The organism is Salinihabitans flavidus, assembly GCF_900110425.1.
In the GTDB taxonomy this organism is placed as follows: domain Bacteria; phylum Pseudomonadota; class Alphaproteobacteria; order Rhodobacterales; family Rhodobacteraceae; genus Salinihabitans; species Salinihabitans flavidus.
Window position 1 is genome coordinate 39617 of the sequence record NZ_FODS01000009.1, and the last position, 22062, is coordinate 61678.

Annotated in this window: 20 protein-coding genes and 2 tRNA genes; 10 read left to right on the top strand and 12 right to left on the bottom strand. The window is 63.7% G+C overall.

Annotation, left to right across the window (positions count from 1 at the left end; translation table 11 throughout):
- The first annotated feature begins 153 nt into the window (after positions 1 to 153).
- Positions 154 to 1170: a nucleotidyltransferase family protein gene (locus BMW66_RS09270; RefSeq protein WP_093117744.1), complete on the top strand. Its 1017-nt coding sequence runs from the start codon at positions 154 to 156 to the stop codon at positions 1168 to 1170.
- Positions 1171 to 1450: 280 nt separating this feature from the next.
- On the opposite strand, the gene BMW66_RS09275 is transcribed toward BMW66_RS09270, so the two are convergent.
- From BMW66_RS09275 to BMW66_RS09285, 3 genes are all read right to left on the bottom strand, one after another.
- A complete protein-coding gene (locus BMW66_RS09275) occupies positions 1451 to 3016 on the bottom strand; it encodes a DUF6538 domain-containing protein (protein WP_245729420.1) in 1566 nt (521 codons plus the stop codon).
- Positions 3017 to 3107: 91 nt separating this feature from the next.
- Positions 3108 to 3183, bottom strand: a tRNA-Val gene (locus tag BMW66_RS09280).
- Positions 3184 to 3264: 81 nt separating this feature from the next.
- The gene (locus BMW66_RS09285) at positions 3265 to 4473 is read right to left on the bottom strand and encodes an acyl-CoA dehydrogenase (RefSeq protein WP_093117746.1); all 1209 of its coding nucleotides are present in this window, start codon (positions 4471 to 4473) and stop codon (positions 3265 to 3267) included.
- Positions 4474 to 4615: 142 nt separating this feature from the next.
- On the opposite strand from BMW66_RS09285, the gene BMW66_RS09290 reads away from it, so the two are divergent.
- The gene (locus BMW66_RS09290) at positions 4616 to 5509 is read left to right on the top strand and encodes a LysR family transcriptional regulator (RefSeq protein WP_093117748.1); all 894 of its coding nucleotides are present in this window, start codon (positions 4616 to 4618) and stop codon (positions 5507 to 5509) included.
- Between the two features lie 100 nt (positions 5510 to 5609).
- On the opposite strand, the gene BMW66_RS09295 is transcribed toward BMW66_RS09290, so the two are convergent.
- Positions 5610 to 5694, bottom strand: a tRNA-Leu gene (locus tag BMW66_RS09295).
- Between the two features lie 57 nt (positions 5695 to 5751).
- Positions 5752 to 7281 (bottom strand): NAD(P)H-hydrate dehydratase, encoded by a 1530-nt coding sequence (locus BMW66_RS09300; RefSeq protein ID WP_093117750.1) that lies wholly within the window; start codon positions 7279 to 7281, stop codon positions 5752 to 5754.
- Positions 7282 to 7452: 171 nt separating this feature from the next.
- On the opposite strand from BMW66_RS09300, the gene BMW66_RS09305 reads away from it, so the two are divergent.
- Positions 7453 to 7791, top strand: a complete 339-nt coding sequence (locus BMW66_RS09305) for a P-II family nitrogen regulator (protein WP_093117752.1) — start codon at positions 7453 to 7455, stop codon at positions 7789 to 7791.
- A 33-nt stretch (positions 7792 to 7824) separates the two neighbouring features.
- Positions 7825 to 9231, top strand: a complete 1407-nt coding sequence (gene glnA, locus BMW66_RS09310; protein WP_093117754.1) for a type I glutamate--ammonia ligase — start codon at positions 7825 to 7827, stop codon at positions 9229 to 9231.
- A 177-nt stretch (positions 9232 to 9408) separates the two neighbouring features.
- On the opposite strand, the gene BMW66_RS09315 is transcribed toward glnA, so the two are convergent.
- Positions 9409 to 10083: a dimethylsulfonioproprionate lyase family protein gene (locus BMW66_RS09315; RefSeq protein ID WP_425441318.1), complete on the bottom strand. Its 675-nt coding sequence runs from the start codon at positions 10081 to 10083 to the stop codon at positions 9409 to 9411.
- 145 nt (positions 10084 to 10228) lie between these two features.
- Between BMW66_RS09315 and BMW66_RS09320 the strand changes: the two genes are divergently transcribed.
- Complete coding sequence (locus tag BMW66_RS09320) at positions 10229 to 10828, top strand: pseudouridine synthase (RefSeq protein WP_093117756.1); 600 nt, start codon at positions 10229 to 10231, stop codon at positions 10826 to 10828.
- Here the strand turns inward: BMW66_RS09320 and BMW66_RS09325 are convergent.
- Positions 10795 to 11538, bottom strand: a complete 744-nt coding sequence (locus BMW66_RS09325; protein WP_093117758.1) for a heme-dependent oxidative N-demethylase family protein — start codon at positions 11536 to 11538, stop codon at positions 10795 to 10797. The genes BMW66_RS09320 and BMW66_RS09325 overlap by 34 nt on opposite strands.
- A 446-nt stretch (positions 11539 to 11984) precedes the next feature.
- On the opposite strand from BMW66_RS09325, the gene BMW66_RS09330 reads away from it, so the two are divergent.
- Positions 11985 to 13202, top strand: a complete 1218-nt coding sequence (locus BMW66_RS09330; RefSeq protein WP_093117760.1) for a bifunctional alpha/beta hydrolase/OsmC family protein — start codon at positions 11985 to 11987, stop codon at positions 13200 to 13202.
- Positions 13203 to 13263: 61 nt separating this feature from the next.
- A complete protein-coding gene (locus BMW66_RS09335; RefSeq protein WP_093117762.1) occupies positions 13264 to 13863 on the top strand; it encodes a nucleotidyltransferase family protein in 600 nt (199 codons plus the stop codon).
- Positions 13864 to 13935: 72 nt separating this feature from the next.
- On the opposite strand, the gene BMW66_RS09340 is transcribed toward BMW66_RS09335, so the two are convergent.
- Together BMW66_RS09340 and BMW66_RS09345 are read right to left on the bottom strand one after the other, a co-directional pair.
- Positions 13936 to 14571: a Hint domain-containing protein gene (locus BMW66_RS09340; protein WP_093117764.1), complete on the bottom strand. Its 636-nt coding sequence runs from the start codon at positions 14569 to 14571 to the stop codon at positions 13936 to 13938.
- Positions 14572 to 14702: 131 nt separating this feature from the next.
- Entirely contained in the window at positions 14703 to 15368 is a 666-nt protein-coding gene (locus tag BMW66_RS09345; protein WP_093117766.1) for a sulfotransferase family 2 domain-containing protein, read from the bottom strand.
- A 131-nt stretch (positions 15369 to 15499) separates the two neighbouring features.
- On the opposite strand from BMW66_RS09345, the gene BMW66_RS09350 reads away from it, so the two are divergent.
- Positions 15500 to 17125 (top strand): AMP-binding protein, encoded by a 1626-nt coding sequence (locus BMW66_RS09350; protein WP_093117768.1) that lies wholly within the window; start codon positions 15500 to 15502, stop codon positions 17123 to 17125.
- Here BMW66_RS09350 and BMW66_RS09355 read toward each other — a convergent pair.
- From BMW66_RS09355 to purB, 3 genes are all read right to left on the bottom strand, one after another.
- A complete protein-coding gene (locus tag BMW66_RS09355; RefSeq protein WP_093117770.1) occupies positions 17122 to 18177 on the bottom strand; it encodes a flagellar motor switch protein FliG in 1056 nt (351 codons plus the stop codon). The genes BMW66_RS09350 and BMW66_RS09355 overlap by 4 nt on opposite strands.
- 268 nt (positions 18178 to 18445) lie before the next feature.
- A complete protein-coding gene (locus tag BMW66_RS20315; RefSeq protein WP_175483203.1) occupies positions 18446 to 18604 on the bottom strand; it encodes a hypothetical protein in 159 nt (52 codons plus the stop codon).
- A gap of 76 nt (positions 18605 to 18680) precedes the next feature.
- Positions 18681 to 19985 (bottom strand): adenylosuccinate lyase, encoded by a 1305-nt coding sequence (gene purB, locus BMW66_RS09360; RefSeq protein ID WP_093117772.1) that lies wholly within the window; start codon positions 19983 to 19985, stop codon positions 18681 to 18683.
- Positions 19986 to 20168: 183 nt separating this feature from the next.
- Between purB and lipA the strand changes: the two genes are divergently transcribed.
- Both lipA and BMW66_RS09370 read left to right on the top strand, forming a co-directional pair.
- A complete protein-coding gene (gene lipA, locus BMW66_RS09365) occupies positions 20169 to 21119 on the top strand; it encodes a lipoyl synthase (protein ID WP_093117774.1) in 951 nt (316 codons plus the stop codon).
- 75 nt (positions 21120 to 21194) lie between these two features.
- On the top strand, positions 21195 to 22061 hold the full coding sequence (locus BMW66_RS09370) for a DMT family transporter (protein WP_217639301.1): 867 nt from the start codon (positions 21195 to 21197) through the stop codon (positions 22059 to 22061).
- Position 22062 lies beyond the last annotated feature (1 nt).

Genomic DNA, 22062 nt, shown 5'->3' on the forward strand with positions numbered 1-22062 from the left:
GACGCTGCACGTCATGTGCTGCTCATATTTCTATAGCGATGCAGTGATTGGGGATGTTTGGCGGGGAGATGTGATGTTCAACATCTTTACTTTTTGTTGAGCATCAGCCATGCTCAACAAATCCAGAATTCGTTGAGCAGAATGGTATCTGAGATGTTCGAGCGTCATTCCTCCACCGCGCATGCCGCCTATCATGACCTGCTGAGATCGCTTCAAGACGATGCTGCCTCGGATATCCGTGGCACACCGACACGCGTGGAACGCAACGGCAAGACCTACTGGTATGACACCTATCGCATAGGATCGGACGTCAAGAAGCGCTACATCGGAGAAGACAGCACCGAGCTTCGCGGTCGACTGGAAAGACACAAGACTCTGAAAGCCCAACAGGAAGAGCGTCGCCGGAGCCGCACACGGCTCGTAAGATTGCTTCGTGCCGAAGGCTTCCTCGGCCTCGACGCGGCAACGGGCAGCCTCTTATCTGCGATGGCCGCGTCTGGGGTATTTCGTCTCGGGGGCACGATCGTCGGCACGCACGCCTTCCGTCTTTATGAGGGCGAGTTGGGCATTCGCTTCAACATGGACATGACTGCCCATACAGATGATATCGACATCGCCAGCTTTTCCCGACTGTCCCTGGCGCTGGAGGATGCCGCCTCTCCGCCTCTAGAGGATGTGTTCAGGGACTTCGATTTCACGGCACAGCCGAGCCTGAAGGCCGGTCACTCCTGGCGCTGGAAACAGACGCGCGGTGATACATTGATCGAGTTTCTTACGCCGTCCTTCGGTGACGAAGAGAGCCTTCGCGAACTGCCTGCTCTTGGTGTAGATGCGCAAGGACTGCACCATCTGAACTACCTGATTGCAGAGCCGATCAAGGCTGCTGTCACCTATCGGAGCGGCGTGTTGGTGCAAATTCCGCAGCCTGAGCGTTACGCCATCCACAAGCTGATCGTTGCAGATCGCCGCCGTCCTGGTGATGACGCTCTCAAATCCGAAAAGGACCGGCGCCAGGCGGCCTTCCTGATCGATGTGCTTGCTCATGACCGACCGGATGAGCTGCGCGATGCCTATGAGGATGCGCTTTCGAGAGGACCGAAGTGGCGATCGAGGATCGAGGCATCACTGCAACGCATGCCCCGAAGGTTGGAACTAATGCAACGACTATAGGCGCGTCGGACCAGTCGGACCAGTCCGACCAGTCGGACCAGTCGGACCAGTCGGACCAGTCGGAATTCGTGTGAACCACCCTGTCAAGGTCGATCCACCCGGTCCGAGTCGCATCGAGGACACAACTGGCAGATGCGCGCCAGGTTCGTTTGTGCGTTTTGTGCTTCCAGTAGCTGTTAGTGCCACTCACGAGGGTCTAAGCTCGAACCACATAGACGTTCGGGCGATCAGAAATGTTATTCTCAAACATATTCCCTGTGATGCGGTGTCCCGCAGATCTCTATTTCAGAGGATAAGCAGGCAACCGCCCAATCGCGTCGGCCTTGGCTTTCAAAGACACGTCGCCGTAACCATCAGATGCGGATTTCGCCGCGTGGCCCTGTATCGCGTCATAGACGCGCGGTGAAATCCCAAGCTCGATGGTCTGACTCTTGAACCGGTGACGCCAACCATAGTTAGGTCGAACGCCATCCGGGATTAGCTCGCGTTCCTGTAGCCAAGTGCCAATCTGGTTCGATATACGCTTTGCCTTATCTGCATATTTCGCCGGGATGGTGCCGCCATGAAAAAGGGGGCCGGGCTTTGCCGCTTTCACGAATTCGGGAAATCCGAGACTGACGATTTGCTCATGCAGCGGCACGTCGCGATAATCACCTGCCTTAATGGTCCCGGCGTCCGGGGTAATGCGGATGATCCACTGACCATCTACCTCTCGCACATCCTCTTTCCGCAATTGTGTGATTTCAGAAGGGCGCGCGCCGCAAAATGCGCAGATAATCGGCACCCATCGCTTTGCCGCGATAAGATGCGATTTCTCACGGATGTATCCGTTGACGTCCGCGTTTGGTTCGTAGGTCGTGGCGACTTTGAGAATCTTGATCGCCTCGGCTTCTGTGAAGCCTTGCTCGCGGCTGTGTTGGCGGCGCGGCTTGGGTTGCCGGACCTTCTCCGCAACGTTCTCGGGCAGCTTGTCATTCTCGACCGCCCAATTCAGCAAAGATCGCACTGTGGATAGGTGAACATCGCTTATCGTTTTCGGAGATAGAGAACCTCTGAGTTGGTCGCGCCACGCCATGATATCCTTTTTGGTCAGCCGTGCGGCGTCGTCATGTTTCACAAATTTGCGCAGACCTTCCACCGCTACCCCCTGTCGCTTACCACCGTCGCGCATCGAACCTGACTGCATTCGCATCTCAACATACTCGGTCCACAGGCGCTTGATACTGACCGGCGCGGGGGTGTCTTCTGGGGGTTGCGCGTTCTTGATGATCGGGGCGCTAGGTGTGCCGGTGAAATCCCCTTCGTCGCGCTCTGCGACTCGTTCCAGCGCCTCTAGCTCTGCGCTGCAAAGGGCACGGGCGATCCCCCGCCATTCATCGCTACCCGGTGCTGCATTGAGATTGCCAGAGGCGCGGAAACGCTCGATTTGCGCCCCTGCCAGATGGGCCAGCTCCGCATCATCGGCTTGACCGGCTATCGCCGCGCGCAGCCGCTGCACCAGAAGATCATCAATGCCGATGGACGGCCAGCGCGCATCGTTGCGCAGCTCATCATCGAACGCCAGCCGCTGCATGTAATGGCTCACGGCGATCTGGTCAGGTGCGAGGGGATAGCGGGCCGGGCCAGATTGAACGCCCCCTGCCCCGGCCTTTTGCTCGGCAACGGCGATCTGGTGTTGAAGCTGAGCAACCGCACCGGGTAGCAACTTGAGCGCCTGCCGGTAGTCGCCACCCAGCGGGCTGCGCAGCTCGGTCTTGCCGACGATTCTGCGCAGGTCTTTCGGCACCACCAGCCGGGCGTGGTAGCGCCCGTTGCGATTCACCATGTTCCTGATCTTGCCTGCCATGCCGATGATCCCTTTGTAACCAAAACTGTAACCACAGAACGGCCAAAAGCCTTTGTGTGCAAGGGTTTTATGTGATTTCAATGGGATAGGATGGTGGGTCGTGAGAGACTCGAACTCCCGACATCTTCGGTGTAAACGAAGCGCTCTACCGACTGAGCTAACGACCCGGCGCCAAGTCTGGTAAGCCCTTTGCATGGGCTTGGCAAGAGGGGCGCGCACCCGCCGCCCCTCCTCCATGCTTCATGGTTTCAGAAAAACGCCTGCAACCCGGTCTGCGCCCGGCCCAGGATCAGCGAATGCACGTCATGGGTGCCCTCGTAGGTGTTCACGGTCTCCAGATTCACCAGATGCCGGATGACGTGGTATTCAAGGCTGATGCCGTTGCCGCCGTGCATGTCTCGTGCCATCCGCGAAATATCAAGCGCCTTGCCGCAGTTGTTTCGTTTGATAATCGAAATCATCTCGGGCGCGGCGTTGGCCTCATCCATCAGCCGCCCAACCCGCAACGCTGCCTGAAGACCAAGCGCGATCTCGGTCTGCATGTTCGCCAGCTTGAGCTGGAAAAGTTGTGTCTGCGCCAAGGGCTTGTTGAATTGCTTGCGATCCAGCCCATACTGCCGCGCCGCATGCCAGCAGAACTCCGCCGCGCCCATCGCGCCCCATGCGATGCCATAGCGCGCGCGGTTCAGGCAGCCGAATGGCCCCTTGAGTCCCTCGACATTCGGAAGAAGCGCCTCTTCGTCCACTTCGACATTGTCCATGACAATCTCGCCGGTGATGGATGCGCGCAGGCTCATCTTGCCCTCGATCTTCGGCGCGCTCAGCCCTTTCATGCCCTTTTCCAGAATGAAACCGCGGATCTTGCCGCCATGCGCATCGGACTTGGCCCAGACAACGAAGACATCCGCGATGGGTGCGTTGCTGATCCACGTCTTGGACCCGTTGAGAACATAGCCGCCGTCGGTCTTCTTTGCCGTCGTCTTCATCCCAGCCGGATCAGACCCGGCGTCCGGTTCCGTCAGTCCGAAACAACCGATCCATTCACCACTGGCCAGTTTCGGCAGGTATCTGTCGCGCTGCGCATCGGTGCCATAGGCATGGATCGGATACATCACGAGGCTCGATTGCACCGACATCATGGAGCGATAGCCCGAGTCGACCCGTTCCACCTCGCGCGCAACCAGACCGTAGGACACATAGCCCGCGCCAAGCCCGCCATGCGATTCGGGAATTGTCGTGCCCAGAAGGCCCATCTCTCCCATCTCGCGAAAGATCTCGGGATCTGTTTCCTCGTTCTCGAAGGCCGCCGACACGCGCGGCATCAGCTTGTCCTGCGCATAGGCGCGCGCGGAATCGCGGATCATCCGCTCATCCTCCGTCAACTGGGAGTCGAGCCGGAACGGATCTTCCCAGTCGAAACTTTCCAGGTTGGGCTTGTCCTTGGCTTTCAGCGTCATGGTTAGATCCTTTTATGCTGCCGTTGCGCCGCGATCATGTCAATTCGTGCTGACCGCGGTTCACTTGCTCCCCTTATCTCCTAGCTTTCGTCGGGAATCCAACGATAATGCGGCAAGACAACATGACGTAATGGAATGAACTATGTCTCTACCCCGCCGTTTCCTGCCCCCGCTATCGTGGTTGATGGCCTTCGAATCCGTTGCCCGTCTCGGCTCGGTCACAGGGGCGGCGACAGAGCTTGACCTGACGCAAAGCGCGGTCTCGCGGCAGATCGCCAAGCTGGAGGATCAGGTCGGAACAGCCCTGTTCACGCGCGACCGCAAGCGCCTTTTGCCAACAACGGCGGGACGGGCCTACGCCGAGCAGGTGCGTGCCGCCCTCTCGCGGATTGCCAACGCCACGGTGCAGCTTCACTCCAACCCGGACGGGGGCGCGCTGAATCTTGCCATCCTTCCCGCGATCGGCACCCACTGGCTCGCACCGCGACTGCCGGACTTCCTCGCCCGCCATCCCGGCGTCACGGTCAATCTCTCCACGCGCATGGCCCCATTCGACTTTTCCGGCGAACGATTTCACGCCGCGATCTCCTTTGGCACCGGCATCGATGCGGGACGCTGGCTCGGCACCCGGACCCTGCCCTTGATGGAGGAGGAGGTGCAGCCAGTCCTGTCTCCGACCCTCGCGCACGAGGGCCTTCGCCCTAACGATTTGGCCGAAATGCCGTTGCTGCATCTTGAAACCCGACCAAAGGGCTGGGCGCGCTGGTTCGCTCAACATGACGTCGATGCGCCCGATCCACGCTCGGGCATGCATTTCGATCAGTTCGAGGCAATGCTCAAGGCGGCGGAGGCCGGGCTTGGCGTGGCGCTAATGCCCCGTTTCCTCGCCGAAGGGGCCCTGGCGCGGGGCACGGTCGTCACCCTGCCGGGGAGCACCATGACCAGCCTTGGCACCTATGCTCTCGTTTGGCCCGAAACGCAGGACGACTACCCCCCGCTCCGCGCGTTTCGAGACTGGCTCAAATCACAGATATGATGCGGCAGCTAAATCCTGTGTAGAGAACCGTCGTGCCCGGTCGGTTCTGGTCCGACGCCCGATCTCGCAAGACATCTTCTCGACTTTCAGAGGGATCTGTTGGTGCGGGTGGAGGGACTTGAACCCCCACGCCTTGCGGCGCCAGAACCTAAATCTGGTGCGTCTACCAATTCCGCCACACCCGCATGTCCGGCGGTTCTTAGCAAAGCTCCGGCAGGGAGGCGAGGGGAAAATCGCCGGGTTCAGATCCCGGAATCGCGCAGCACCGACGGCAGTGTTTCAGGAAGATCCTCGGCGATCAGGCCAGGGCCGAAACGGCGCGCGCACTCCACATGTAACCACGCCGCCGTCTCCGCTGCCTGCAACGGATCGAACCCGCGCGCCAGCAGACCGACAATGAACCCGGCCAGCACGTCACCCGCCCCCGCCGTGGCAAGCCAGGGCACGGCGCGGTCGTAGTGGGCCGCATGGACATGGCAAGTCCCGTCCGGAGCCGCAATTACCGTGTCTGCGCCCTTGAACAGCACAACACAGCCCGCCCGCAACGCGGCGGCACGCGCCGCCTCCACCTTGGAGATGGCGGGCCCTGTCTCGGCCGATGGTGCGAGTGCCTCGGCTAAATCCGGAAAAAGTCGCCGGAATTCGCCTCCATGCGGGGTCAGAACGCAGCCGTCATGCAACCGCTTGAACAGCGCCTCCGGCTCTTCTGCAAACGCCGTTAGCGCATCGGCGTCCAGCACAACGCCCCGTCTCGGGTGGCTGGCCAACCCACCGCTTTCCAGAACCGTCTCGACCATTGCCCGCGCCCGCTCCACGCCCAGCCCCGGCCCAAGGCAAACAGCATTCAATCGCGCGTCCCGCAGCACCTCTGCCGTCTCCTCAGGTGTGCCAGCCCGCCGCAGCATCACGGCGGTCACCTGTGCGGCAACCTCCTGCTGAGCCGACCCCGGCACTCCGATCGTCACCAACCCCGCCCCGATGCGCAAGGCGCCGCGTGCCGCCAGCCGTGCCGCGCCCGTTCGCCCCGCCCCGCCCGAGAGGATCAAGGCGTGACCATGCGTGAATTTATGCGCAGCCGCCCTCTTGCCGGTTGGTGCGGGGCATGCCAGCCGCACCATATCGCCCGAATCCTTCATCCATGGCCCAAGGCCGATATCTGCGATGGCAACCGTGCCACACCATGCCGGCCCGTCGGTAAGGTAATGCCCGAGCTTCGGGCGATGAAAGGTCACGGTGAGATCGGCAACAAAGGGCGTGGCCATTGTCGCCCCTGTATCCGTGTGAATCCCCGTGGGCAGATCGACCGCCACGCACCGCGTTGACGGGGCGGCGGTTTTCTCCTGTGGCCGTGCAGCCTTGAACGGGCGGGTCATGCCGGTGCCGAAAAGGGCGTCCACGATCACATCGCAATCTCGCTCTTCTTCGGTCAGCGCGCCATAATCTTCAACCTCACCCATCGTCCGCCAACGCCGATAGTTTGTCTTCGCGTCGGGCGGCAGCTTGGCCGGATCGCCGAAAAGGGCAACCTCCACCTCCCAGCACCACTCCGTCAGAAGCCGTGCGATCACGAAACCGTCGCCGCCGTTGTTGCCCGGCCCGCACAGCACGAGCGCCCGGTGCGGGGCGCGCGCGAGATCCGGCCATTGCCTGAAGATCGCCTCCACCACGCCGCGCCCGGCGCGCTCCATCAGGTCAAGCCCTGTCACCGTTCCCGACTCGATGGCTGCTCTCTCAATGGCGCGCATCTGAGCAGCCGTGAGCAATTCGGTCATTTTCCTGCCTTCCGCGTTACAATTCAGCACAATTTGCAGGCATCTTGCACGATTATTGTGCATTCACCTGATTTCCCGTCACGCGCGCCCCTGTCGCAAGCTTAACCATTTGAGAGCGTGCCGCGAAAGTGGTCTGAGCGTGCTGCAAGACTGGCGAGGAGGCCCCGTGACATGAAAAAAGTCGAAGCAATCATCAAGCCCTTCAAGCTCGACGAGGTGAAAGAAGCGCTGCAAGACGTCGGCGTGCAGGGCCTGAGCGTCATCGAGGTCAAGGGCTTTGGTCGTCAAAAAGGCCATACCGAACTGTATCGCGGCGCCGAATACGTGGTGGATTTCCTGCCCAAGGTGAAGATCGAGGTCGTTCTTGACGACGATCAGGTCGATGCCGCCATCGAAGCCATCATCGACGCGGCCAAGACCGAGAAGATCGGTGACGGCAAGATCTTCGTCAGCCCCGTTGAACAAGCCATCCGTATCCGCACCGGGGAATCCGGCCCGGACGCGCTCTAATCACGACAGTTTCCAACGAAAAGGATACAGAGAATGAACGTTGACTCCGTTCTCAAGATGATCAGCGAAGAAGATATCGACTACGTCGACATCCGCTTCACCGACCCGCGCGGCAAGTTGCAGCACGTCACCGTCATGGCCGATCAGGTCGATGAGGATTTCCTTGATGAAGGCTTCATGTTCGACGGCTCGTCGATCCAGGGCTGGAAATCCATCGAGGCCTCCGACATGAAGCTGATGCCCGCCCTCGACAGCGCCTATATCGATCCGTTCTATGCCGAGAAAACGCTTTGCCTGCATTGCTCCGTGGTTGAACCCGACACCGGCGAACCCTATGAGCGCGACCCGCGCGGCACCGCCGAGAAGGCCGAGGCCTATCTGAAATCCTCCGGCATCGGCGATCAGGCGTTTTTCGGACCCGAGGCGGAGTTCTTCCTCTTCGACGATGTGCGGTTTTCCAACACGATCAACAAGGTCTCCTACGAGGTCGACGCGCTGGACGCCTCCTGGAACACGGACACCGAATACGAAATGGGCAACATGGGTCATCGCCCGGGCGTCAAGGGCGGCTATTTCCCGGTGAACCCGATCGACGACGGGCAGGACATCCGGTCCGAGATGCTCTCGACGATGAAGCGGCTCGGCATGAAGGTGGACAAGCACCACCATGAGGTCGCCTCCTGCCAGCATGAGCTTGGCCTGATCTTCGACAGCCTGACCAAACAGGCCGACGAGCTTCAGAAATACAAGTACGTCATCCACAACGTGGCGCAGTCCTATGGCAAATCGGCGACCTTCATGCCCAAGCCGATCTACGGCGACAACGGCACCGGCATGCATGTCAACATGTCGATCTGGAAAGATGGCAAGCCGCTCTTTGCCGGCGACAAATACGCCGACCTGAGCCAGGAAGCGCTGAATTTCATCGGCGGCATCCTCAAGCACGCCAAGACGCTCAACGCGTTCACCAACCCCTCCACCAACTCCTACAAGCGGCTGATCCCCGGCTTCGAGGCGCCTGTCTTGCGCGCCTATTCGGCCCGCAACCGTTCGGGCTGCGTGCGGATCCCGTGGACCGAAAGCCCCAAGGCCAAGCGCGTGGAGGCCCGCTTCCCCGATCCGTCGGCGAACCCCTACCTGTGCTTCGCCGCGCTGCTGATGGCCGGACTTGACGGCATCCGCAACAAGATCGACCCGGGCGAGGCGATGGACAAGAACCTCTACGACCTGCCCGCCGAAGAGCTCGAAGGCATCCCGACGGTCTGCGGCTCGCTGCGCGAGGCGCTCGACGCGCTGGCCGCCGATCACGAGTTCCTGTTGCAGGGCGACGTGTTCACCAAGGACCAGATCGACGGCTACATCGGCCTGAAGATGGAAGAGGTCGAGCTCTACGAACACACGCCGCACCCGGTCGAATTCGGCATGTACTACAGCTGCTGACCTGGCAGCGCCCACTTGACCGTTGCGCATACCGATGCCGGGCCGAAAGGTCCGGCATCTCGCATTTGCGGTGACCCATTTCCAATTGCGCCAACCACGCAACCCACACCGATGTCGATTTCGACTTTCGAAATACGCGGTTGCGGCCTGACTTTGCCCCCCTTGCGGCCGGCGGGCTCAGCCTGCCGCGCCGCCGCCCGTCTTGCGCGGCCCTCTGGAGAATATCATCTTCTGGTTGGCCAGCTTTTCGGATGGCCCCGTCCAGGCATAGAGAAGAAGCGACGGCTCGCGGTCGGACACGGTGATCCGATGCCGGTGCCCCGGTGGGTTGAAGATCAAAGATCCGGGCGCATAAACGCCCTGGTTGTTTTCCGACACCGCGCCCGACAGCGTGATATAGCTTTCGGTGATTCCGTCATGCGCATGCGCCGGATAGGTGCAGCCGGGCGCGAACAGCACCAGCCCGAGGATCACGGTTTCGCTGATAACCGGCCCGCCCGGCGCGACGATCTCCGCAAAGGCGAAACTGCGCTCGAGCCCGCGCGGGATCTTGTCATAACCGTATTGCCAGCTCAGCGTGCCGCAGACCGCCTCCAGCGCGCGCACCATCCGGACGTTGGGACTCGACAACCCTTCGTCCAGCGCGCGGCGCAGATGCGCCGTCACCGGCTTTGCCGCCGCCTCGATCGGGCGCAAATCAGCGTTTGCCTTCAACAGCTTGTTGATATCCTCGCGCACACGGCGTTGATGGGCGCGGATCGGCAGGCTGCCGCCCGAGGGCAGAAAACGATAGAGCTCATACATCTCGCGGAGCAGATATCCCCAATCGGGCAATTCGTTCAGTCGCGTCAAAGCCTTGCCTTTCCACCTGGGCCCGGATGATGGAACCATCGCATCGCGCGGGATCCGCGGGACGCCGAAATGCGACATTCCGCAACTCCTCTTCGCCGCATCCCGCCCCTCTCGCCTTTTCGGTTCGGCCGGTTTAATGCGAAGTATGGCCCGGCTGATCGTATTCAACAAACCCTTTGGTGTGCTGTCGCAATTCACCGATACCGGCAGCGCGGCACGCAAGCGCGAGGTGCTCTCCGACTACATCGCGCTGCCCGGCGTCTATCCCGCCGGGCGTCTGGACCGCGACAGCGAGGGGCTGTTGCTGCTCACCGATGACGGGGCGCTTCAGGCCCGCATTTCCAACCCCCGTCACAAGATGCCGAAGACCTATCTTGCGCAGATCGAGGGGGTGCCCGATGACGCCGCCTTGGCCGCGCTCCGCGATGGTGTGACGCTGAAGGATGGCCCGACCCGCCGCGCAAGGGCGCGCCTCGTCCCATCGCCCGACTGGCTCTGGCCGCGCGATCCGCCGGTGCGCTTTCGTAAATCCGTGCCCGACTGCTGGCTTGAGTTGACCATCACCGAAGGACGCAACCGCCAGGTCCGGCGCATGACCGCCGCCGTGGGCCATCCCACGCTGCGCCTTGTCCGGCTGTCGGTCGGCCCATGGGCCCTCGGCCCGCTGGCGCCCGGTGCGTGGCGCGAGGAAAATGTCGAACCACCAACACCTTATCGGCCCAGAGCCTCGCGCCGCAAAAGATAGGTGTGGATCGAAAAGACCACCGCGCGGCTCTGCGGCAGGCGAAGGATGCACTGCCGCTCCGAGCGCATGTAGGGGCCGTCATGCTCTGACACATCGCGACGCGGATCATCCTCTGTCCGGGGCTGATGCAGCGCCGGATCCTGATACCAGAGCGCGTTGAACCGCCACAGCGGACGGCCCGGCTTCACCCCGTCGAAGAGCCGCTGGACCCGCTTCGCCAGGCCATCGTCATAACTCTCCACGGTCCTGTGAATGCCGATCAGGGGCCGTTGAAACTTCTCGGCCAGCGACCAGCTTGCCGGAAAGCACAGCACCGCGGCCGTCAGCACATGCTCGGTTCCGCGCTTGTGAAGAATGCAGAAATCCTCCTGCACGATCCGCCCCAGCGTGGCCAGCGGATCGTCGCGATCGAGCGTCACCTCCGCCCCGTCGGGGCAATGCATCACCGTGCCGTCGCGCCGGAATCCCGCCCGGCCCTCAAGCTGTTCCAGCACCAGATCGAGCACCTCTCGCGCCGCCGCAAGCGCGCCCTCCTCGCAGGCCAGAACCGTGCCGCGCGCCTCCCTCAGAAGGCGCCGCCGCGCGCCCATCTGCCCGGCATAGGCCTCGTCGATATCCAGCCAGTCCGCCATCGCCAGGGGCGCGATCCCCGGAAGCGGGCGGGGGCTGAGAACATCATGGGGAATGCGGGTTTGCAGGATCTCGGTCATCCCCCTTGATTAGCCGACCTGCGCGGCAAAGACATTCAAAAAATGACGCCCCGCCGCCCCAAACATCGAATCAGGGTTAACGCCCTGAAATCTCGGAAAAACCCGTTTCGGTATCACGTCGGTAAAACGTCGGTATCGCGTCGGTGGCGAAAACCGCCCCGCGCCGTCTCGGGCCACTGTGAACGCGGCGCGCGTTGCATTTTCGAGTATTTTGGGAACAGAGAAAGGGCAGGTTTCCCGCAGCATCTTTTCGGGTCAAATACCTCGGGGTCCGGGGCAGAGCCCCGGGGCCTGCGCGGCCCGAGCGCAAACCATCCTGTGCGCCGCGAGGCGCGCCTTTCGCAGGAGGGCATGCAACGTCACCATCGCGTGACGGGGCGCGATGCGGGTTGCGCATGGGGCCGGGCGCGCCATGCTGGGCGCAAAGGCTATCGACGGAGACCCGCATGACAACCGAACGCTTCACCTTCCCCGGCCATGACGGCAGCGAGCTGGCCGCGCGGCTCGACATGCCCGAGGGGCCGCATCTGGCCACCGCCCTCTTTGCCCATTGCTTCACCTGTTCCAAGGACATTCACGCCGCGCGCCGCATCTCCGGGCGGCTCGCGGCGATGGGTCTTGCGGTGCTGCGCTTCGATTTCACCGGGCTGGGCCACTCGGAGGGCGAGTTCGCCAATACCACCTTCACCACCAACGTCGACGATCTGGTTGCGGCGGCCGGGGCGCTGAAGGATCGCGGCATGGCGCCGGACCTGCTCATCGGGCACAGTCTCGGCGGCGCGGCGGTGCTGCGGGCCGCCGGGCAGATTCCCTCCGCGCGGGCGGTGGTGACGCTCTCCGCTCCGTTCGATCCGGACCATGTCACCCGCAATTTCGGCGGCGCGCTCGACCGGATCGAGCAGGAGGGGTCGGCCGAGGTCGATCTGGGCGGACGGCCGGTGCGCATCGGGCAGGCGTTCGTCCGGGACGTGGCCGCCGCGAAACTCGCCCCCGCGATCGCCGGGCTGAACCGTGCGCTTCTGGTCATGCACGCCCCTCGCGACGAGATTGTCGGGATCGACAACGCGCGCGAAATCTTCGTGGCCGCGAAACACCCCAAGAGCTTTGTCACCCTCGACGACGCCGATCACCTGATCTCGGACGCCAGTGACGCCGAATATGCCGCCGAGGTCATTTCCGCATGGGCGCGGCGCTATCTCGACCTCACGCCCCCCGCCCCGCCGCGCGGCGCCCCCGAAGGGATCGTCCGGGTGAGTGAGGCGGACGCGGACGGATTTCTTCAGGACATCCAGTCCGGCCCGGAACACCATGTGTTGGCCGATGAGCCGGAGGCCCATGGCGGGACCAACCGGGGCATGTCGCCCTACGGGTTCCTGTCGGCGGGCCTGGGGGCCTGCACCTCCATGACGATCCGCATGTATGCGCGGCGCAAGGGCTGGCCGCTGGCCCATGTGCGCGTCGATGTCAGCCACGACAAGGTCCATGCGCAGGACGCGGGCGGCAAAAGCGGTTCCAAGGTCGACGCCTTTCACCGGGTGATCCGGCTGGAGGGCGATCTCGACGCCGACCAGCGCGAGCGCCTTCTGGAGATTGCCGACAAATGCCCGGTGCATCAGACATTGGAGCGCGAGAACGTCATCAAAACCGAGCTTGCGGAGGATTGACCCTTTCGCGGAGGTGCCGCGCGGGGCAGAACGGGACGGGGCGCAACAGCAAGGGGCCGCCATGCAGGATGATCTCGCCATCGTGATCCTCGCCGCCGGCGCGTCGTCGCGGATGCGCGGCGCGGACAAGCTCTTGCAGGTGGTGGCGGGGCGCCCGCTTCTGGCCGTCATGGCAGAGCGGGCCCGCGCGGTGTCCCATCGTGTTCTTGTCGCCCTGCCCGGTCCGGATCATCCACGCGCGGCGGCGCTGGCGGGGCTGGGCGTCACCCCGGTCTTCGTGCCCGATGCGGCGGAGGGCATGGGCCATTCGATCCGCGCCGGCATCGCCGCCCTGCCCGGCGGCTGCGCGGCGGCGATGATCCTGCCCGCCGACATGCCCGAACTGACGGGCGACGATCTTGCCACGCTGGCGGCGGCATGGTCGGGAGAGCCGGACCGGCCGTGGCGCGCCACGGGGGCCGATGGCACGCCCGGCCATCCGGTGATCTTTCCCCGCACCCTGTTTCCCGCGCTGCGCGGGCTCTCCGGCGATCGCGGCGCGCGCGATGTGCTGCGCGCCCATGGCGGAACGCTCAAGACGTTCGCCCTGCCGGGCCGGCACGCGCTGACCGATCTGGACACGCCCGAGGAGTGGGCCGCGTGGCGGCGCGGGCCGGTCTGAAATGTCCGCACCGGGGCCGCGCTGACCCCCTCATCGAGGTCGCCGTCACTCGATTCTTGCGCCGGCGCCGGATCAGGCAGCGACAGGGCGGGCGATTTCGTGATAGAGCGCGCCCGTCTCGCGCACGAGTTTCAGCCCCGCATCCAGCGGCAGCATGTTGTAGTTCCCGGGCACACCGACCCGCGGCACGAGCCCCACATCCACGCCCCAGTAGCTCTGACAGAAGAGCAGCGCGCCATGATCGGCGAAGATCATCTGGTCCTCGGCGAAGACCGGCTTGACCACCTCGACAACGCCATAGGGTTCCAGCCGCTCCACCCCGGGCAGGGCCGCCAGTGCCGCGCCGGGCACCACCGCGAAAGGATCGCCCCACCTGTCGCGCGCGCGGTCGGTCTCGATCAGCACGCCCTGATGCGGCAAAACAAGGATTTCATTGCGGTTTCCGATATTCCCCGCGGGCACCAGAAGCGGCCAACAGGCCTCGGGACAGGGGCCGATGGTGCACCACAGCTCTTCGTGGACAACGGCGAGCACCTCTTGCAGCCCGCCATCGAAGGTCAGAACCCGGTCGCCCAGGCGCAGGGTCTCGGCGGCGATCCAGCCGCCTTCCGTGGCCACTTGCGTGCCCTCGATCAGACCGCATCCCAGCCCCGGCGGAACCGGGGCGATACGTTGCCGAAGCTGCGGCTCTTCTTTGTGTCCAAACATCTCTCTACCCAAGGCATTGTTGCGTTTGCGGGTTACACAACCATTAGGGGTTCTGTCTTGGGAAGACTTGCGCCGGAACCAAGGAAATTTTGCGGCAGGATTAACTTTTTCGAAACAATTTGGCTCTGAGATCAGGATTCGCGCCTATTCGGATCGAAGCTGTATCCGAAGCGCACGATATCCGTGGCGCAGATATCCGCGAGTCGTTCGGCGGCCCCATCGGTATAATAGCGCCGGTAATCGGCGGCGCGCGCGGATCTGTTGACCACCGGCAGCGGCAGCGCAAATCCCAGATGCGCCCAGAGCGGGGCCGCGTCCTGTTCGATGTGTTCCAGCCGGATGAAAGCGTCGCAGCGTTCCTGTCCGCCGGCATCGCGCATGTAGCGGCCATAGGGCATGGCGCGAAAGGACGCGGCGGTTGACGGGTGTGAAATGAAATCCGTGAAATCAACGGCTTGCGACAGGTGCACTGCCGGGTGATCGAAGCTCTGCTCGCGCAGCCAGTGATAATAGCTCACCATCCGGTCCCACGGGTTTCGCACCAGCGTGAAGGTGAAATACTCCACCACCTGCGCGCGGCTGACCAGCCCGTCGATGTCGGCCAGCGTCGAATGCTTCCAAAGCCGGCCGGCCGCCGCGACCCCCTTCAGCCGCCGCCTGCGGTTGCGCGCCTTGGGGGTGTCGCCGAGCATCACGTCATCGCGCATCGCCCGTCCCTCCAGCGCCAGCGCCAGCGCCGTGCCCCCCGTCTTGGGGATATGGACAAAGATATACCGGCGGCCATGCGAGATGATCATGCGGCGCAGGCTACCCCGCCCGCCGGGGGGGGGAAAACCCTGCCCGGCGGGCCGTGGAAAAATTGTGTTTAGCATCCTGCCCCGGCTGCCTTACAAACAATCGGGCAAGACGTAACGGAAGGGAGGATGCGATGGGCTGGATGCAGGATGAGACCGGACTGGACAGATGCGCGGCCAATTACGTGCCGCTGACACCGCTTTCGGGGCTGGCGCGCGCGGCGCAGGTGTTTCCCGATCATCCGGCGGTGATCCACGGGGCGCACCGCAAGAGCTATACCGAGTATACCGACCGCTGCACCCGGCTGGCCTCTGCGCTGGCGGCGGCGGGGGTGGCGCCGGGGGATGTGGTGTCCACGATCCTGCCCAACATCCCCGCGCAGGCCGAGGCGCATTTCGGCGTGCCCGCCTGCGGCGCGGTGCTCAACGCGATCAACACCCGGCTCGATCCCGGCACCGTGACCTATATCCTCGATCACGGGCAGGCCCGCGTGCTTCTGGTCGACAGCCAGTTCCTCGATCTGGCCGAGACGGCGCTGGCGGCGATGGCGGGGCCCGCGCCGGTGCTGATCGAGGTGCCGGACCCGCAGGCGGGGATCGTCGCCTCCGGCAGGCACATGACATACGAGGATTTTCTCGCCGCCGCAGACCCGGATTTCGATTGGATCATGCCCGAGGACGAGTGGGAGAGTATCGCGCTCAACTACACCTCGGGCACGACGGGGCGGCCCAAAGGCGTGGTGTATCACCACCGCGGCGCCTATCTCAACGCGATGGGACAGGTGATTTCGTGGCGGATGGTGCTGCATCCGGTCTACCTCACCATCGTGCCGCTGTTTCACTGCAACGGCTGGTGCCACACATGGATGATGCCGATGCTTGGCGGCACGCTTGTCTGTTGCCGCGACATCACCGCGCCCGCGATCTTCGATGCCATCGCCGATGAGGGGGTCACGCATTTCGGCGGGGCGCCCATCGTGCTCAACGCGCTGGTGAACGCGCCGGAAACAGAGCGCCGCGCCTTCGATCATGTGGTGGAGGTGTTCACCGCAGGCGCGCCCCCCGCCCGCGCCACGCTCGCGAAGATCGAGCCGATGGGCTTCAACGTCACGCAGGTTTACGGGCTGACAGAGGTCTACGGGCCGGCCACCGAATGCACATGGCGCGCCGAGTGGGATCATCTGAAAGGGCCGGAGCGGGCCGCGATCAAGGCGCGGCAGGGGGTGGCCATGCCCTTCATGGAGCATATCACCGTGATGGATGAGCACATGGGGCAAATCCCGATGGACGGCGAGACGCAGGGCGAGATCATGATGCGCGGCAACGGGGTGATGAAGGGCTATCTCAAGAACCCGGACGCCACCGCAGAGGCATTCCGGGGCGGCTATTTCCACACCGGCGACATCGCGGTGCAGTTCCCCGATACCTATGTGCGCATCGCGGATCGGGCCAAGGACATCATCATTTCGGGCGGCGAGAATATCTCCTCGGTGGAGGTGGAGGGCGTGCTCATGGATCACCCGGCGGTCAATCTTGCCGCCGTGGTCGCCAAACCGGATGAGAAATGGGGCGAGGTGCCCTGCGCCTTCGTCGAATTGAAATCCGGTGCCGCGGTCGACGAGGCCGAGATCATCGGCTTTTCACGCGAGACGCTGGCGGGATTCAAGGCCCCCAAACATGTGGTGTTCGGGGAATTGCCCAAGACATCGACCGGCAAGATCCAGAAGTTCGAATTGCGCGACAAGGCCAGAACGCTCTAGGTCGGCTCCTCCTCCTCCTCGCGGCGGAGCAACTTGATCTCTCCCGCCGCCTCAAGGGCGCGCACGGCGGCGATGATGGCGCTCATCGCCGCCTCGCCGTCTTTCGTGGCGATCTGGCCCGCGTCCTGCATGTCCTCGCGCAACTGGTCGGCCATGCGGGTAGACATGTTGGAGAGGATGAAATTCGTGGCGTCCCCGGCGTCGCCCTCCCGCGCGGCGGCCAGCGCATTGATCAGCGTGGCCTGATCCACCTCGCGCACGATCCGGGGCACGTCACGCGGGTCGATCCGCTCGGGAATATGCTCATAGGTGAAGATGGCCCGGCGCACGCGGCTTGCAAACTCCGCGTCGGTTTCATCCAGCCCGGTGAGCACATCGTCGCGCGTCATCGACTGCGAATAGTTCAGGATTTCCCCCACCCGTTCCACCGGCTCTGCGTCGAAGGCGCGGGGCGCGCGGTCGTCAAGCTGCATCGCCAGCGACAGGCCGATCCGGTCCACCGCCTCGGGCGTGACCGACCCGGTGAGCGAGATCGCATAAGTGATGCGGCGGGCCTGCTCTCCCGGCAGCGCGCCCAGAAGCTCCGCCGCGCGGGTCACGTCGAGCATCGACAGGATGACGGCGGCCACTTCGGTGCTTTCACCCTCGATCATCGGCAGAATCTGCTTGACCGGAAGCGCCCGGATCCGCTGCCACGGATCGCCGGCCTGCCGCACCCCCGCCTCCTTGCGCAGGCGGGCGGCGGTCATCGGGCTGATCCGCCCCTCCAGTGCGTTGAGCGCCCCGGCGATGCCGCGCGGAAAGGACAGGCCGATACCCTCCAGCTCCGCGGCGAATTCCATGACAACGGCCGTGAGCGTGTCGCGGTCGACATAGCGCATCGCGCCCATCTGCTGCGTCAGCACCCCCTGCAATTCGTCGGGCAGTTCGGTCAGGGCCACATCGGCCCCTTCATTGAGAAGAAAGCGCACGATGATGGCCGCCTTCTGTCTGCGGCTCAGACGGGCGGGCGCGGGCGGCGGCAATTGCGCCAGCGGTGACATATCGCTCATCCCAAGGGCTCCGGTCAGGTTTGAACCAGATAATCACCCAAGGGTGAAGAAAACCTCAAAACCAATGGTCAAACACAGGCCCGGTGCCGCGTGGGTCCGGTGTTGCCTTTGAGGGAACGTAGAGGCTGACCCCAATGCGCGGAATCTAGGCGCGGCACGCGCCGCCCGGCGGCCGGGCGCTGCGCGGCTCTACGCATGGCAGGCCGGATCACCATCGGCCCGCGCCCTTAAAGCGCGCGACCCGCCCCCCTTCGACCGGGTGTCGGAATCAGCTTGTGGCCTGCTTCACGCACACGCCGGTCTCTTCATCCAGCACCATGCCCTCGGCGCAGCTCATCGCCTGATTCTGGTGCCAGCTGCACCCGGCGGCGGCAAGGGTCGGGGCGGCCAGCAGGGCCAGACTCGCCATGATAACGCGCAGTTTCATCATACTCTCCCAGACTGTTACGCAAGGAAAGGATAGCACAAACGCGCCGCGCGCCAAAATCACAAAGCCTCGCGGCCTACTCTCCGAAGACGCGGGCGAAGATCGTGTCCACATGCTTGGTGTGATAGCCCAGATCGAATTTCTCCTCGATCTCTTCGGGCGACAGCACGGCGGTCACCTCCGGATCGGCCAGCAGCTCCTCGCGGAAATCGCGACCCTCTTCCCAGACCTTCATCGCGTTGCGCTGCACGAGGGCATAGGCGTCCTCGCGGCTCACCCCGGCCTGCGTCAGCGCCAGAAGAACGCGCTGCGACATCACCAGCCCTTTGAACTTGTGCAGGTTATTGAGCATGGTTTCGGGATAGATCACGAGGTTGTCGATCACCCCGGTCAGCCGCGACAGCGCGAAATCGAGCGTGATGGTCGCATCGGGGCCGATGTTGCGCTCCACCGAACTGTGGGAGATGTCGCGCTCATGCCACAGGGCGACATTCTCCAGCGCCGGGATCACCATGCCGCGCACCAGCCGCGCCAGCCCGGTGAGATTCTCGGTCAGCACCGGGTTGCGCTTGTGCGGCATCGCCGAGCTTCCCTTCTGCCCCTTGGAGAAGAATTCCTCGGCCTCCAGTACCTCGGTGCGCTGCATGTGGCGGATTTCTGTCGCGACATTCTCGATCGAGGAGGCGACAACGCCCAGCGTGGCGAAAAACGCGGCGTGCCGGTCGCGCGGGATCACCTGCGTGGAGATCGGCTCGGGCACGAGGCCGAGCTTGTCGCAGACGTGTTCCTCCACCGCCGGGTCGATATTGGCGAAGGTGCCGACCGCGCCGGAAATGGCGCCTGTGGCGATCTCGGAGCGCGCGTCGCGCATCCGGCTCAGGTTCCGGTCCATCTCTGCGTAAAAGCGCGCGAAGGTCAGGCCCATGGTCGTGGGCTCGGCGTGGATGCCGTGGCTGCGGCCGATGCGCACCGTGTCCTTGTGCTCAAGCGCGCGGCGCTTCAGCGCGGCGAGCAGCCCCTCCAGATCGGCGATCAGCAGGTCGGCGGCGCGGGTCAGTTGCACGTTGAAACAGGTGTCGAGCACGTCCGAGCTTGTCATCCCCTGATGGACAAAGCGCGCCGCGTCGCTGCCGACATGTTCGGCCAGGTGGGTGAGAAAGGCGATCACGTCATGCTTGGTCACGGCCTCGATCTCGTCGATGCGAGCGACATCGAAGTCCACGTCCTTCGCCTTCCAGACGGCGTCGGCATTGGCGCGCGGAATCACGCCGAGATCGGCCTGCGCGTCGCAGGCGTGGGCCTCGATCTCGTACCAGATGCGGAATTTCGTCTCGGGGCTCCAGATGGCCACCATGTCGGGACGGGAATAGCGTGGGATCATCTCTTGGCCTCTGCATGTCGCGATTGCGGTTGCGCGCGGGTGTAGACCGGCGCGGCGCGCAGGGCAAGGCGACATGGCGGCGCAATTCGCGCGGCGCATGGCCGGTTTGCCCCGCTGGCCCTTTCCCCGCCCCGGATCTATGTTAGGGTCGGATCCATAAGACCGCCGCAAGGGAATACCAGCGTGAGAGACCTCAACATCCCCCAACAGCGCCACCCCGAAAAGGCGCACCGCCCCGACAATGCGCAGCCGAAGAAACCGGACTGGATTCGCGTCAAGGCACCCTCGGGCAAGGGATATAACGCCACCCGCAAGATCATGCGCGACAACAATCTCGTGACGGTCTGCGAGGAGGCGGGATGCCCCAACGCCGGCGAATGCTGGAGCCAGGGCCACGCCACCATGATGATCATGGGCGATATCTGCACGCGCGGCTGCACCTTCTGCAACATCGCCACCGGACGGCCCGAAACGCTCGACGTGTTCGAGCCGGGGCGCGTGGCCGACGCGGTGCAGAAACTGGGGCTGAACCACGTGGTGATCACCTCCGTCGACCGGGACGATCTGGACGATGGCGGCGCGGAGCATTTCGCGCAGACGATCCGCGCCATCCGCCATCGCAGCCCCGGAACGACCATCGAGATCCTGACGCCCGATTTCCTCAAATGCGCCCCCGAGGTGCTGGAGGTGGTGGTCGCCGCCAAACCGGATGTGTTCAACCACAACCTCGAAACGGTCCCGCATCTCTACCCGTCCGTCCGCCCCGGCGCGCGCTATTTCCATTCGCTACGCCTGCTGCAACGGGTCAAGGAGATCGACCCGACGGTGTTCACCAAGTCGGGGATCATGGTCGGGCTTGGCGAGGACCGGCAATCGGTGCTTCAGGTAATGGACGACATGCGCGCGGCCAATGTCGATTTCCTGACCATCGGGCAATATCTGCAACCCACGCCCAAGCATCACGCTGTGGATCGCTTCGTGCATCCCGATGAATTCGCGTCCTACGAAAAATCGGCCTATGGCAAGGGCTTCCTGATGGTCTCTGCCACGCCGCTGACGCGGTCGAGCTATCACGCGGGGGATGATTTCGCCAAGCTGCGGGAAAACCGGCTCAAACGGCTCGGCATCGCCTGAGCGGCACGCCGGGGCGGTTTACTCCGCCCGCCGGGGCGGCTAACAGGGTCGGGCCCCTGCCCCGGTGAACGCCTCATGTCCCGTTTCCAAGCTCTCTCTCCGGCCTCGCGCGCGATCGTGCTGATGATCGCGGCGATCTTCTGTTTCACGGCGATGGACGCGACCGCCAAGGCGCTGACCCCGCGCGTGGGTCTGGTGCCGACACTCTGGGCACGCTACGCGGGCCAGACGCTTGTGGTGCTGGTGATGGTGGCGCACCGGATGCCCGGCATCCTCAAGACCCGCTATCCGAAGTTGCAGGCAATGCGCTCTGCCTTTCTTCTGGTGGCGACGGGCTGTTTCTTTGTCGGGATCGCCAATATCGGGCTGGCGCAGGCGACGGCGATCATGGATGTGAACCCGGTTCTGATCACCCTCGGCGCGGCGCTGTTCCTCAAAGAGCGGCTGGGCCCCCGACGGCTCTTCGGAATCGTGGCGGCGCTGATCGGGGCGATGATCGTGATCCGCCCCGGCGGCGATGTCTTCTCACCCTATGCCATTTTTCCGCTTGTCGCGGCGGCCTGCTACTCCGGCTATGCGCTGGCCACGCGCTTCGTGGGCCGGGACGAGGATGTGTGGACCTCGCTTCTTTATACCGGGCTGTTCGGGTCCGTGGTGCTGAGCATTCTGCTGCCTGGCGCATGGGTGCGCCCGGATGCGCAATCGCTGGCGCTCATGGGCACCTTGATTCTCTTCGGCACTCTGTCGCAGCTATTGCTCATCAAGGCGCTGTCACAGGGGGAGGCGGGGCTGATCGCGCCCTTCGCCTATGCTGGGCTGATCTTCGCGTCGATCTGGGGCATGATCTTCTTCGATGAATTTCCCGACCTCTGGACCATCATCGGCGCGCTTGTGATCGCGGGGGCCGGGATTTATGTCTGGCACCGCGAAACGCGGGCATGAG